Annotated in this window: 12 protein-coding genes; 8 read left to right on the forward strand and 4 right to left on the reverse strand. The window is 43.7% G+C overall.

Annotated elements, in window-relative coordinates; genetic code table 11:
* The first annotated feature begins 24 nt into the window (after window positions 1-24).
* A complete protein-coding gene (gene serB / locus L1D37_RS14790) occupies window positions 25-1005 on the forward strand; it encodes a phosphoserine phosphatase (protein ID WP_048612297.1) in 981 nt (326 codons plus the stop codon).
* A gap of 111 nt (window positions 1006-1116) precedes the next feature.
* On the opposite strand, the gene L1D37_RS14795 is transcribed toward serB, so the two are convergent.
* A complete protein-coding gene (locus L1D37_RS14795; RefSeq protein WP_239848336.1) occupies window positions 1117-3465 on the reverse strand; it encodes a PilZ domain-containing protein in 2349 nt (782 codons plus the stop codon).
* A 161-nt stretch (window positions 3466-3626) separates the two neighbouring features.
* Between L1D37_RS14795 and radA the strand changes: the two genes are divergently transcribed.
* Window positions 3627-5006, forward strand: a complete 1380-nt coding sequence (gene radA / locus L1D37_RS14800; RefSeq protein ID WP_017063288.1) for a DNA repair protein RadA — start codon at window positions 3627-3629, stop codon at window positions 5004-5006.
* Between the two features lie 234 nt (window positions 5007-5240).
* Window positions 5241-7328 (forward strand): elongation factor G, encoded by a 2088-nt coding sequence (gene fusA / locus L1D37_RS14805; protein WP_017629642.1) that lies wholly within the window; start codon window positions 5241-5243, stop codon window positions 7326-7328.
* Between the two features lie 272 nt (window positions 7329-7600).
* Here fusA and L1D37_RS14810 read toward each other — a convergent pair whose 3' ends face one another.
* Both L1D37_RS14810 and L1D37_RS14815 read right to left on the reverse strand, forming a co-directional pair.
* On the reverse strand, window positions 7601-7813 hold the full coding sequence (locus L1D37_RS14810) for a VF530 family protein (protein ID WP_017106559.1): 213 nt from the start codon (window positions 7811-7813) through the stop codon (window positions 7601-7603).
* A gap of 48 nt (window positions 7814-7861) precedes the next feature.
* Window positions 7862-8809, reverse strand: a complete 948-nt coding sequence (locus L1D37_RS14815) for a LysR substrate-binding domain-containing protein (protein WP_239848337.1) — start codon at window positions 8807-8809, stop codon at window positions 7862-7864.
* A 103-nt stretch (window positions 8810-8912) separates the two neighbouring features.
* Here L1D37_RS14815 and L1D37_RS14820 point away from each other — a divergent pair, with 103 nt between their 5' ends.
* Entirely contained in the window at window positions 8913-9119 is a 207-nt protein-coding gene (locus tag L1D37_RS14820) for a DUF1127 domain-containing protein (RefSeq protein ID WP_239848338.1), read from the forward strand.
* Between the two features lie 124 nt (window positions 9120-9243).
* Here L1D37_RS14820 and L1D37_RS14825 read toward each other — a convergent pair whose 3' ends face one another.
* Window positions 9244-10149: a LysR substrate-binding domain-containing protein gene (locus L1D37_RS14825; RefSeq protein ID WP_239848339.1), complete on the reverse strand. Its 906-nt coding sequence runs from the start codon at window positions 10147-10149 to the stop codon at window positions 9244-9246.
* A gap of 99 nt (window positions 10150-10248) precedes the next feature.
* Between L1D37_RS14825 and L1D37_RS14830 the strand changes: the two genes are divergently transcribed.
* The 4 genes from L1D37_RS14830 (at window position 10249) to L1D37_RS14845 (ending at window position 13449) form a co-directional block, all read left to right on the forward strand.
* Window positions 10249-10440 (forward strand): hypothetical protein, encoded by a 192-nt coding sequence (locus tag L1D37_RS14830; protein ID WP_239848340.1) that lies wholly within the window; start codon window positions 10249-10251, stop codon window positions 10438-10440.
* A gap of 554 nt (window positions 10441-10994) precedes the next feature.
* The gene (locus tag L1D37_RS14835) at window positions 10995-11486 is read left to right on the forward strand and encodes a TadE family protein (RefSeq protein WP_239848341.1); all 492 of its coding nucleotides are present in this window, start codon (window positions 10995-10997) and stop codon (window positions 11484-11486) included.
* 11 nt (window positions 11487-11497) lie between these two features.
* A complete protein-coding gene (locus L1D37_RS14840; RefSeq protein WP_176680375.1) occupies window positions 11498-12055 on the forward strand; it encodes a TadE family protein in 558 nt (185 codons plus the stop codon).
* Between the two features lie 11 nt (window positions 12056-12066).
* Window positions 12067-13449: a vWA domain-containing protein gene (locus L1D37_RS14845; protein ID WP_239848342.1), complete on the forward strand. Its 1383-nt coding sequence runs from the start codon at window positions 12067-12069 to the stop codon at window positions 13447-13449.
* Window positions 13450-13455: the final 6 nt, after the last annotated feature.

The raw sequence follows: 13455 nt of genomic DNA on the forward strand, positions 1-13455 counted from the left end.
CATAGTTAATTAGGAATCATACACATGGACGCTCAGAAATATCTGCCGATTAAAAGGCATACTACATTATTAACTCGACTCCCCGAGACTCGTTTCGCTTCTCAACTCGCTAAGGCAAAGGCCAACTGGATTGTATTTGGCGAGTACCTATCTCCACAATATTTTGATGACATCGATTTTTTCACCGGCACTTACAACACCATTCTTGATACGTGGAAAGTTGGACATTACGAAGTGGCACTGATGTCTGGAAACTTAACACCTGCCCACGAAGAAATCCTACAAGCATTGAAGCTTGATTATGCTTGCCTTAGCGAGGTCCCAGACTTATCTAAGCCAGGTTTGATTGTGATGGATATGGATTCCACAGCGATTCAGATTGAATGTATTGATGAAATTGCAAAGCTGGCTGGAGTCGGAGAGCTAGTCTCTGAAATCACCGAACGAGCAATGCAAGGCGAACTCGATTTTGAACAAAGCTTACGCCAACGAGTGGGCGCACTAAAAGGTGCCGATGAAGCTATTCTGGAGCAAGTGCGTCAATCACTGCCATTCATGCCCGATCTCGTTGGGCTTGTGAACACGCTGAATAAGCTTGGTTGGAAAACAGCAATCGCATCAGGTGGCTTTACTTACTTCTCGGATTACTTGAAAGACACGTTAGACCTAGACCATGCTCAGTCGAACACTTTAGAAATCGTTAAAGGTAAATTGACGGGTGAAGTTCTCGGTGATGTGGTTTCAGCGCAAACCAAAGCTGATATTTTAGTGGAACTGGCTGAAGAGTATGAGCTTGAATTGCACAATACGGTTGCTGTAGGCGATGGCGCGAATGACTTGGTGATGATGGGTTCTGCAGGTTTAGGTATTGCTTACCATGCGAAACCAAAAGTAGAGCAGCAAGCTCAAACCGCTGTGCGTTACGCAGGTTTAGGCGGTGTGCTTTGTATCTTGTCGGGTGTACTGGCTAAGCAGCAAAAAATCAGCTGGCAGGCAAAACCTTAAGGTTTGCTTACTAGCTTCTATTAGCAGCAAACTACCATAGAACACAGATACAAAAAAAGCAGGCGATGAGCCTGCTTTTTCTATTTTCAAATCCAGTAAATGGATGCTGACCTAACGAGTCAGTTCTAATCGAATCAACACTTCATCAGTGATGTCTTCAATCTCACCATAGCCGATAAAAGCGGTGATCTCGTTCTCTAGCTTCTTCGCTTGGTGCATGCTAATTCGAGCCAGTTCTTCTAAGTCCGATTGAAACAAGGTGGTCAATGGATTAAAGATTGGCGCGGTTGTAACACGAAGCACATACACATCACCCAAGTGCTGTGCCTTCTTGATGAATAAGATGCGTTCTTTTGCCGAAGCAAAATCTTTTACCAACTTGGTATGCACTGATTGGATCTTGTCGCCAAACTTCACCGCAGCAATATACACGTCATGGTGTTTAGGCTCTGCGCCTTCGATTCTCTTCAGCGGCTCAGCCAGTAATGAGCTAGTGTGACCCTTAAAGATCGGTTCTAGTGAGAACTTCTGATTATGCCCAAGCTTAGCCAGCAACGTTAGGTGCTTATTCAGTGGGAAGTTCACACCAATGATCTTACAACGTAGCGTTGAGCTTGGCTTATCAATGAAGATAGGGTTACTGACCATTTTGCTAAGCAATATATTGTGCAACGATTCGAGCAACGAGTTGGTTGGCAGTATCTCTTTTTTCTTAATCAGTTTGCTTTGGTTTTGATCGATAAGTCCGTTAAGGAAAGCGATGGTACGCATTGTCTTAGCATTCTCTGCAATAACCAATTGTACGTTTCGGCCATTCGGGCTTACGCGAATCACATGATAAGGCACCGTGCTCAGTGGCAAGTTCTTATCATAGAGCTGTAGCTCATTGAAGTTGACCAATACAGGGTCATTAATCTTGAGTACCATCGGGTGCTCAAGAGTAATGCTGAGCCCGCGCTTCGAGATATCTAAGGTGTGCCCGTTTGCTGCTGCACCATCTTGTGAGGTCAGTTGTAACGGCGATTTAAACTGGTATCTCGGTTCTTTACGACGAGTCTGAGAGTCAAAGTAGATACTTTGAATATTGCCGACGACAGTGCGTGGGTGTCGGAATCGATTCAGTTCACTGCTTGGAATACGTGGCTTCTCACTCAATAGATAATCAGCCGCACTTTCGTGATCGCCGATCTCTTGCAAGATTCCGCAATGTGTCAGTTGTGCTGAGCTTTGAGCCAGCGTATCTGAGTGTTTGGCTAACGCTTGTCGCTCAGTCTCAGAGAGTTCGAAAACCGAGAACTTGAACGCCTTCCAACTTTTACGTTTACCACCAATGTGCCAGAACAGTTGTCTTTGCTCGCGAGAAGCTTCTGGGAGCATCATCGAGTAGAACAAGGTCTTACTCTGATGTTCGTGGGTAAACGAATAGATGACGTTACTGGTACCTTTAACACCGGGCTTAGCCAATAGGTTCATTCGTTGTTCGTTGAACAGGGTACCCAGAGCTTGTTGGTTACGCTCGTCGTGCCAGTATTGCCACAATGGATGGTTGTTATCCGTGAGTAAGGCAAGCTTGAGTTCGCTACCACTGAAGAACAAAGGCAGGTTACAGGTATGTTTTAGATAAGTGTGCTCGATGCCTCGCGTACGAGTTCGAATGATCCTATCTTGGTTCTCATGGCTGGTTTTCTTACTGGTGCTATTTAAAGACTCATCAAGTAAGCGAGCCACAATATTGGTGTCGCTTACCTTGATAGTTCTCAGAAATTTAACTGCGTTGTTCTCGTATGATTCATCAATACCCAGAACGCGAAATTCTACTGCTTGGTTAACGTCGTTTTCTTGGGACTTTTCGACAAGTTCTGTGAATTTAACGCTGATGATTTCACCAAGGTTATAGCGAAAGGTGCAGGGCACTTTGAACTTTGCACCAGAAGGGGAGATATCAACGGTCACACCGTGTAGGCTTTGCCCTTTCGATGTGGTGATCTCAACCTGTGAGCTAATCTTGAGTCTGTTCTCTTGGCGCTTTAAGTCGTAACCTAGGTTAATGGCTTCCGCTTCATAAGGACTGTTAGCGCTTGTGATGTCGTGGTTATCTAGAGACGAGGTTTTCACTACATTGCGAAGCGGCTGAGTTCGCGGAGTCATCACTAACTCCCATGCGCCCTCGGTGTAACCTTTAAACTTTTTTGTACCACGTTGATACGCGTTTAAAGCGATGTCATCGAGCCAGTGCTTACGGCCATCGAGAGTGAACTGACGACACTCATTATCAATGCGTCCGCGTAAATCAATGCTCTTTGTACACGGAGCCATGATACGATTCAGTTCCATTTTAACGAGCAGCTTCAGAGACGGCGATTCCCCTTCTGTCATTTGAGAAAGAAGGAATTCGAAATCTTCGGCGTGGTAAGCCGGGATTAAACGTTCTGCTACAGATAGAATTTCAGATTGCTGCATACTTTTCTTGTTAGAATGGACGGTGCGTTTATGTTATCGACTAGTTTAAATCGATCTTTAAGTATAAGTGGTATGACTGCAACTTTTATTTTCATCCGTACGGTCAAATAAGTCACAAATTGACAACATCATTGTGTAATTGAGTAAATTATTGAGGTTTTATGGCTAAGGCAAAGCGAGCTTATGTGTGTAATGACTGTGGTGCCGATTTTCCACGTTGGCAGGGGCAGTGCAATGCATGTGGTGCTTGGAACACGATTACAGAAGTTAGATTAGCTGCTTCACCTCAGGTCGCGCGTAATGAACGATTGAGTGGTTATGCGGGTGGTGCAACTGAATCTTCAGTTCAAACGCTGTCAGAAATCGATCTGCAAGAAGTGCCACGTTTTAGCAGTGGCTTTAAAGAGCTAGACCGCGTACTTGGTGGTGGTGTCGTGCCGGGTGCTGCGATCCTGATTGGTGGTAACCCAGGTGCCGGTAAATCAACGCTGTTATTACAAACCATGTGTCAGCTTTCTTCTCAATTACCAACTCTCTATGTCACCGGGGAAGAATCTCTGCAACAGGTCGCGATGCGTGCGTCTCGACTTGGATTACCAAAAGAGCACCTAAAGATGCTCTCAGAAACGAACGTGGATAAGATCTGTCAGGTTGCCGAAAAAGAACAACCTAAGATCATGGTTATCGACTCGATCCAAGTTATGCACGTTGCGGATGTTCAATCTTCTCCGGGCAGTGTTGCACAGGTTCGTGAATCAGCAACCGCATTAACGCGCTACGCAAAACAGAATAACGTTGCCGTGTTCTTAGTCGGACACGTAACTAAAGACGGCACCTTGGCGGGGCCAAAAGTACTTGAGCACATTATTGACTGTTCTGTTCTATTAGATGGCGGAACCGATAGCCGTTTTAGAACGCTACGCAGCCACAAAAACCGTTTTGGTGCAGTGAATGAACTGGGTGTGTTTGCGATGACAGGCCAAGGGCTAAAAGAAGTCAGCAACCCATCCGCTATCTTCTTGTCTCGTGGTGAAGAAGAAACCTCGGGCAGTTCTGTCATGGTGGTGTGGGAAGGTACGCGTCCACTTCTTGTCGAAATCCAAGCGTTGGTGGATTATTCACAGCTGGCTAACCCACGTCGTGTCGCTGTCGGCCTAGAGCAAAACAGGCTTTCACTGTTATTAGCGGTGCTGCATAAACACGGCGGCTTACAAATGGCTGACCAAGATGTGTTTGTGAATGTCGTCGGTGGTGTTAAAGTAACCGAAACCAGTGCTGATCTTGCGTTGGTGATGGCTCTACTTTCTAGTTTCAGAGACCGCGCATTGCCAAAAGATGTGGTGGTGTTTGGAGAAGTAGGCCTAGCGGGTGAGATTCGACCTGTACCGAGCGGACAAGAGCGTTTGAATGAAGCATTTAAACACGGCTTTAAGAAAGCAATCGTACCGGCAGCAAACATGCCTAAAGGTGGCATTCCAGGAATGCAGATCCACGGTGTGAAAAAATTATCGGAAGCAATTAATGCTTTTGATGAGTTGTAATTGAACTCACTTCAGCTACTCTATACAGCAGCAATTCAGCCTAACCTTAACGCCGATTAGGCTTTAGGTTAGCACTATAATTAACAATCATTTAGATTGTTACTACTGAGTGCCTTTTTCTATATGTTAGAAAAAGGCAAAGTTTTTTAGTCCCAAATGCATGCAAAGCTATCAGTCTTCACAGATTGTGATATACTCTGCGCGCATTTTATATCCTATTAACAGAGTAAGACAATGGCAGATTTATCGAAATACAGAAACATTGGTATTTTCGCGCACGTTGATGCGGGTAAAACAACTACCACTGAGCGTATCCTTAAGCTAACTGGTCAAATCCACAAGACTGGTGAAGTACATGATGGCGAATCAACGACTGACTTCATGGAACAGGAAGCTGAGCGCGGTATTACTATCCAATCAGCAGCTGTAAGCTGTTTTTGGAACGATCACCGTCTAAACGTTATCGATACTCCTGGACACGTTGACTTCACAGTTGAAGTATACCGTTCTCTTAAAGTTCTTGATGGCGGTATCGGTGTATTCTGTGGTTCTGGTGGTGTTGAACCTCAATCAGAAACTAACTGGCGCTACGCTAACGAATCAGAAGTATCTCGTCTGATCTTCGTTAACAAACTAGACCGTATGGGTGCAGATTTCTACAACGTTGTTGACCAAGTTAAAAACGTTCTAGGTGCTACTCCTCTAGTTATGGTTCTACCAATCGGTCGTGAAGACGAATTCGTTGGTGTTGTAGACCTACTAAGCCGTAAAGCATACGTTTGGGATGACACTGGTCTTCCTGAAAACTACGAAATCAAAGATGTTCCTGCGGACATGGTTGATGACGTTGAGCAATACCGTGAAGAGCTAATCGAAACTGCTGTAGAGCAAGACGATGACCTAATGGAAGCTTACATGGAAGGTGAAGAGCCTTCTATCGAAGACATCAAGCGTTGTATCCGTAAAGGTACTCGTGATATCGCATTCTTCCCAACGTTCTGTGGTTCTGCGTTCAAAAACAAAGGTATGCAACTTATCCTTGATGCTGTAGTAGATTACCTACCAGCACCAACTGAAGTTGATCCTCAGCCTCTAATGGATGAGAACGGTGAAGAAACTGGCGAACACGCTATCGTTTCTACAGATGAGACTTTCAAAGCGCTTGCATTCAAAATCATGGATGACCGCTTCGGTGCTCTAACTTTCGTTCGTATTTACTCTGGTAAACTGAACAAAGGTGACACGATTCTTAACTCATTCACTGGCAAGACTGAACGTGTTGGCCGTATGGTTGAGATGCAAGCTGATGACCGTAACGAACTAACTAGCGCACAAGCTGGTGACATCATTGCGATCGTTGGTATGAAGAACGTGCAAACTGGTCACACTCTATGTGATCCTAAGCATCAAGTAACGCTTGAGCCAATGGTATTCCCAACTCCAGTAATCTCAATCGCTGTATCTCCAAAAGATAAAGGCGGTTCTGAGAAAATGGGTATCGCGATCGGTAAAATGGTTGCAGAAGATCCATCTTTCCAAGTTGAGACTGACGAAGAGACTGGCGAAACTATCCTGAAAGGTATGGGTGAACTTCACCTAGACATCAAGGTAGATATCCTTAAGCGTACATACGGCGTTGACCTAACTGTAGGTGCTCCTCAAGTTGCTTACCGTGAAACTATCACTCAAGCAATTGAAGATAGCTACACGCACAAGAAGCAATCTGGTGGTTCTGGTCAATTCGGTAAGATCGATTACCGTATCAAACCAGGCGAAGCAGGTTCTGGCTTCAAGTTCAACTCTGTAGTTGTGGGCGGTAACGTTCCTAAAGAATTCTGGCCTGCAGTTGAGAAAGGCTTCGCATCTATGATGGAAAACGGCGTACTAGCTGGCTTCCCAACTCTAGACGTTGAAGTTGAACTTTTCGATGGTGGTTTCCACGCAGTCGATTCATCTGCTATCGCATTTGAAATCGCAGCGAAAGGCGCATTCCGTCAATCTATGCCTAAAGCTGGCGCGCAACTTCTTGAGCCAATCATGAACGTTGACGTGTTCACTCCAGACGATCACGTTGGTGATGTTATCGGTGACCTTAACCGTCGTCGTGGCATGATCAAAGATCAACAAGCTGGCGTAACTGGTGTTCGTATTAAAGCTGACGTACCTCTTTCTGAGATGTTCGGCTACATCGGTCACCTACGTACTATCACTTCTGGTCGTGGTCAATTCTCTATGGAATTCGCACAATACGCACCATGTCCAACTAACGTTGCTGACGAAGTGATTGCAAAAGTTAAAGCAGAAAAAGAAGCTGGTAAGTAATTAGCCCTTTTCTCAATTAGCTAAAAAAAGCCCCGCAAGTGAAAGCTTGCGGGGCTTTTTATTGCTTGTAACATAATACGAGATACGAGATACGAGATACGAGATACGAGATACGAGATACGAGATACGAGATACGAGATACGAGATACGAGATACGAGATACGAGATACGAGATACGAGATACGAGATATGATGTTGGTGTTGTCCCTAAAAAGTAGACACCGGGGTTGTCCCGTATTTAATCAACACGGGACTGATAAAGAAGGGAGAGATTAACGCTTTAAGTCGATGTAGATCTGCTCTACTTTGGTACGAGCCCAGTCTGTTTTACGCAAAAACTTTAGGCTAGATTTAATACTCGGGTCTTTTTTGAAACAGTTGATGTTGACCATGTAACTCAACTCTTCCCAACCGTAATGTTCAACCAATTCAGTCAGTAGCTTTTGAAGAGTGATACCGTGAAGTGGGTTATTTTCTTGTGTCATGAGATGTTCTCGCCATTTATTTGAGCTCAGTATACCAGTTTCGCTTTATTAATTATCAGACCATTTAAGTTCGTAATCGGTGTGGATAATCGACAGTTCTTCTCTACCTGTATCACTAAACAGTTTAACTTGAGCCTGCATCCATTCTTCGAAGCGTTTTATCTTTTCTCGATGGAAGTAACCTGGAGGGGCGCATAAAAAGTAATTGTATTTAGGCTTCAGCGCGATGTTACCGATGCGGACGAGTTTCTTTTCCTGCAAATAGCGATACACCAAGCTGTGCTTAACCAAGGCTACGCCTTGGACAGATAATGCACCCTCTAACACAAAATGTGAGCCGTCAAATTGCAGTGACGAACGGCCTGCCTTCGCCCCAACAACGTCTAACCATAGATTCCAATCCATATCAGGCCAACGGTCTTCAATTAACTCTGCTTTATGCAGATCGCTGATGTCATAGATTCCATATTTTTCTTGGTAGATAGGATGGCAGACAGGGTAAACCACTTCGTCCATTAACCAACGTGATTCAATGTTTGGGTAGTTACCATGACCATATCGAACACAGACATCGACAGCCGAGTCTTCAAAGGTAACCAGTTTGTTGGTCGGTTCTATTAACATTGATAAATCTGGGTGACGGTCGCGGAAGTCGCCAATTCTAGGCACTAACCAATGTTGTGCAAAAGAGGGCACGGTCGAAATCGACAATTGAGTGGGGTTGGGGTCTTGGTTTATTCGTCTTACTCCATCTTGAATATGAGCAAAGCCTTTCTTCGCTTGCAGATAGAGCACTTCACCTTCATGAGTTAATACTATTTTTCGGTGCTGGCGAACAAAGAGGTCTGCGCCTAACCACTCCTCAAGTTGACGAATTTGTTGACTCACCGCAGCAGCAGTAACAAATAGCTTTTCTGCTGCGAGCTTAAAACTGCCAGTTTCAGCGGCGATATAAAAATAGTAGATCCCTTGGAATGGTGGGGTTCGTTCTCTCACATTAGTTTTCCTTAACTGAATGCCAGTATCTATCGTTTGTCGCTAATGCGTTGCTGGTCGATTATTGACCATAAGAAAGCAAAGCGTCAATAGGAGAACGATCATGAACACGATAACCGCGACATCAAATACTCATCATTCATTCTTATCATCGTTATCAGGTAAGAAATTCTATTCTAAATTTAGGATTTATCTTCAGAATCGTAGGACGAGAAAACACCTAGCTGAGCTATCGGATCATTTACTTGAAGATGTTGGTATTACCCGAGAGCAGGCTAATGAAGAGATGAGAAAATCTTTTTGGGAATAACTAACCTTCACACACGTAACTCTTTCAATATAAAAGGAGTTACGTGAACGCGGAGTGTGATAAGTAATGCTGAGTTATCTTTGCAAAGCCAAAGCCAAAGCCAAAGCCAAATCCAAATCTAAAGCTAGATCTTAGATATTTCAGACACTTCTTCATGCAACCACTCAGTAAATGCCTCTATACGTTCTTTTCTCGGAGAGCTAGGGTCAAAACATAAGTTCACTTGAACGCCGGGTGTCATTCCAATATTAAAGGGCTTCACAAGTAGGCCACGTTCGATAAAGTCTCCAGCCAAGCTATCTGTTGCTAGACAAACTCCATGACCTGCCATCACCGTCGTTAAACCCATATCAAAGGTACCCACTTCCATCCACTGAACGGTACTGTCTTGCATTGGTATATCCGCTTGTCTGAACCATTCCTCCCAAGGGAAGAGACCACCCTCAAATTGGATCAGCCAACACTTAAGTAGCTGTTCTGGCGAAGTAAACTTCAAAGAGTTAGCGAGTTCAGGTGAGCAAAAGGGATATAAAGGTTCATTGAACAGTACTTCAAGCGCTAAGCCTTGCTCAACACACAAGTCTTCTCCTTGTCGAATAGCGACATCAATTTCGCCATGTTTTAGGTTAGGAGTGTCGCACCCTGTCAGGATCTTGATTGGTATCTCGGGGTGTTTGACTGAGAACTTCCAAAGCCTCGGCAACAACCAACGTGAAGCAAAAGAGGGGGGACTTCGAACGATGATTACGCCTTGTAGCGGCTCCGACTGAATCTTGTTTAATCCGGCAACAAGCTCTTTGAATCCGTCTGATACATGTGTGAAGAGTGTTCGACCCTCTTGAGTCAGAGCCATTTCACGCCCTTTCCTAATGAACAACTTGCACTCAAGTTGCTCCTCTAACTGTCGGATCTTTTGGCTAACAGCGGCTTGGCTAACAAAGAGCTCTTCTGCTGCCTTGCTATAGCTGCTTAAACGAGCTGCGACTTCAAAATAACGCAGTCCGGAAAGGTGGCGTAGTCGATTGTCCATAACTTCTACTTATAGTTCTTGTTAGGAATGGTTGTTCGCTTATCGAACAGGTTGTTTTCATAATAACGACAGAACGATAGCAAGCACAAGAGAGAAATTATGGAAGCACTAATGAATTGGACGAGATGGTTTGGTATTAAATTATTTAAAAATAATAATATAAAGGAACGTCAGACTGAGTTGAAACCGAATGGTGCTTTATATTTAGAGCAGCTAAGCCCTAGATTAAAAAAGGATGTAGGATTAGATTATGAGAGCAATGATGCGTCTGATTACACAAAATATTTATAACCAGAACTTATTTATAAAAGAATATAAAGGTATATAGAAAAAGAACATAACGTCGAGGTTGACTGTTCTGGGTTCTATCACCGAGTTTATTTTTTAACTCAACTCAACTCAATCTGATTATTCACCAATAATAACTTAGCGTTTTTAGAATTCTATTTACTACTAAACTAAATGCTTAGTTTTAATGATTTGCTGTCTTATTTTTGAGACTGGAGCTCAGGTTTATATGGAAATCACCTTCATACTCTTTATATCCTTTCTTTTTCTAATGGATATAAAACATACAGTTATTTGAATGATGAACAAATGAAGACTCGATGTTTATTGTGTTTTTATCTATCAGAATCTCTATTAAGTAATTGAAAGTAAGATGGTTAAACTTATTTTGGTTATTATTAATTTTCCATTTATAACCTTTTAAATACGCCTGTGATATAAATCTTGATCAACTCATCCGTCAAAACTATAGGTGTAGGATAAGTTTTTCTATATTTTCTGAATTTCCAATGGGCCGGAAGTGATGATTAGAAAAACGTATGGGTGGGGGCTGTATAATGTCTATTGTAAGAGGTTCGGGGCGTAACCGCGCACCTGGCTATCTCAAATCCAATATTAAAGGCATCGCTATTATCGAGTTTACGATCGTGGTGAGTCTGTTTTTCGCGCTTTTTTTAACGGTTGTTGATCTTGGGATCTACGGGTTTGTTAAATTAACCATGCAACACTCGGCAAGAGAGGGCGCAAGATATGCCATTACAGGTCGTTCTGATCTGGATCCCGACGCATCGAGTAACCGAGAAGCGGCAATATTAGAAAAAATCTCCCAATCTTCGAGCGGTCTACTCGATAAAGTGATGGATGTTCAAAACATACGTGTTGAAGATGTCTACGGCAATGCGATCGCCGGATTTGGTGGTTCAGGAGACATTATTTCTATTCATCTAGATTGCGAGTGGCCATCCGTAAATCCTTATATGTATGTTTTGCTCGATGACGGGAAGTTTAAATTTACCGTTAGCGCGGCAATGAAAAACGAAGCTTTTTAAGGAGGAACAGGATGTTTCCTTTGAAGATCAAAAGAGCCGCTGAGAAAGGGTTTGCGGCAATAGAAATGACGTTGATAGCACCATTATTTATGTTGCTCATTGTTGCTGCTGTTGACATCACACATCTCATTCAAGCTAACCATATCATTATCAGTATCAGTCGAGAGGGCGGAAATATTATCTCGCGGAGCAATACTGATACCCCACAAGAAGTCATGGATATTATAGCAACGACATCTGGAACATTAGATTTGACGCAAGACGGCGTCATTTATATTACCGAGGTGGTTGGGCAAGAAGATGCGTCTCCATACATTAAAAGCCAATACCGATGGAACCAACATGGCCTGAGTAAAAATAGCGCCATTTGGTCGAGTTGCAGTAATTGGGCAAGCGATGGAGAGTGTTCAGATGTCGATGCTGATGATCCTCCTCTCATTAACAATCTAGCGGTGGCGCTTGATGATGGGGAGATCGTGTACAGCGTAGAAGTATTCTATGACTATTCGCCTATTTTTAGTCGAGTTTTTGATGATGAATATATTCTGAGCGACACAACATATATGTAAGGGAGGTCAATATGGATAATGGAACCCCAATCAAATATCGTTACAGTCGAGGGTTAGTGGCTTTGATGTCAGTCATCGCACTGCCTTTTATTCTCTTAGTTGTGGGACTTTCTGTTGATGCTGGGCGTGCTTATATTGTTAAGTCTAAACTCTTTGCTGCAGTCGATGCGGCGAGTATTGCGGCTGCAAGAGCGGTAGCTAATGGTGAAGATGCAGGGCGAGCAGCGGCACAAAAATATTTCACGGCGAACATTCCTGCCGACTTTTATTCGGCGACACCTAGTTTAGGTGCCGTCAACTTCGCATATGATTCGTTTGGTAATATCTCTATCGATATATCAGCGACAGCGCAAGTACCTACTGTCTTTTTACCATTGATAGGGCTAGATACGTTCAATCCAGGTGTGTCGGCACAATCTATTCGTCGTCCAGTGGATTTGGTATTAGTGATTGATAACACGACTTCCTTGAGGCTCGGGAGTATCGGAGACGTGACACAAGACGTCATCGATAGGTCTAAGTCATTCGTTGAGAATTTTCATGAAGGCTTTGATCGAATTTCATTGGTTAAGTTCGCGTTCGGCTCAGAGGTGCCAGTCGCATTTAACGCGACTCGAGGTCATAGTCGAAGCACAATCAAATCAGAGATTGATAGCTTTAATTTTGGTAGCACGTCTAATGCGCAATATACCAATGCATCAGAAGGGATGTATCGTGCTCTGAATGAGTTAAGAACGGTGACGGATCCTGCAAACCTGAAAGTGATCGTATTCTTCACCGATGGGGCACCAAATACTTTTGCGACTACGTTTGATTTTGAGAATGGGGACTCACACACAGGCGCAATTCGATCGAGTGATGGTAGCAGTGGCACACCGAGAGGGCTTTGGAGACATGACTCTATCGCCACTACTTTGTCTGGTGGTTATGAAGGGAATAATATTGACGACCATATCAGTGAAATGCCTCAGTACTACACGACTCATGATTCCAGCGCTACAGAGTTCAATATTCTAAATCCAACTCATTCGGTTCGTCCTGTCGCGCAATACGACCCTGATAGTCACTCTGCCAATGATCTGTATACCAGAGTTAATCGGGTTGCGCGTAATTTAGTGGAGGACATTGCTGAAGCGGCAAGAGGGGAAGATATTTACGTCTTTACCTTGGGGTTAGGTTCATCATTAACATCGGCAACTGGACCAGATAGTGAATTTGGGGAGGACTTGTTGTTGCGAATGGCAAACTCTAGTGCGCTTTTGGATGATCCTGATTTAAGTGCGGATTATGACCCTGCTCAGTTAGAGGGAGTGTATTGTCACGCTATCGATGAAGAGGCGTTAGGCCCTTGCTTTGATGAGATGTTGGATGTGATTATTCGTTTAACCTTATAAGGTGTC

Source organism: Vibrio sp. Isolate33, assembly GCF_022397895.1.
Taxonomy (GTDB): Bacteria; Pseudomonadota; Gammaproteobacteria; order Enterobacterales; family Vibrionaceae; genus Vibrio; species Vibrio pomeroyi.

Bases quoted from the DNA above. Each gene is read 5' to 3' on its own strand.
- serB (WP_048612297.1), top strand. From the start codon at position 25: ATGGACGCTCAGAAATATCTGCCGATTAAAAGGCATACTACATTATTA.
- L1D37_RS14795 (WP_239848336.1), bottom strand. From the start codon at position 3,465: ATGCAGCAATCTGAAATTCTATCTGTAGCAGAACGTTTAATCCCGGCT.
- radA (WP_017063288.1), top strand. From the start codon at position 3,627: ATGGCTAAGGCAAAGCGAGCTTATGTGTGTAATGACTGTGGTGCCGAT.
- fusA (WP_017629642.1), top strand. From the start codon at position 5,241: ATGGCAGATTTATCGAAATACAGAAACATTGGTATTTTCGCGCACGTT.
- L1D37_RS14810 (WP_017106559.1), bottom strand. From the start codon at position 7,813: ATGACACAAGAAAATAACCCACTTCACGGTATCACTCTTCAAAAGCTA.
- L1D37_RS14820 (WP_239848338.1), top strand. From the start codon at position 8,913: ATGAACACGATAACCGCGACATCAAATACTCATCATTCATTCTTATCA.
- L1D37_RS14825 (WP_239848339.1), bottom strand. From the start codon at position 10,149: ATGGACAATCGACTACGCCACCTTTCCGGACTGCGTTATTTTGAAGTC.
- L1D37_RS14830 (WP_239848340.1), top strand. From the start codon at position 10,249: ATGGAAGCACTAATGAATTGGACGAGATGGTTTGGTATTAAATTATTT.
- L1D37_RS14835 (WP_239848341.1), top strand. From the start codon at position 10,995: ATGTCTATTGTAAGAGGTTCGGGGCGTAACCGCGCACCTGGCTATCTC.
- L1D37_RS14840 (WP_176680375.1), top strand. From the start codon at position 11,498: ATGTTTCCTTTGAAGATCAAAAGAGCCGCTGAGAAAGGGTTTGCGGCA.
- L1D37_RS14845 (WP_239848342.1), top strand. From the start codon at position 12,067: ATGGATAATGGAACCCCAATCAAATATCGTTACAGTCGAGGGTTAGTG.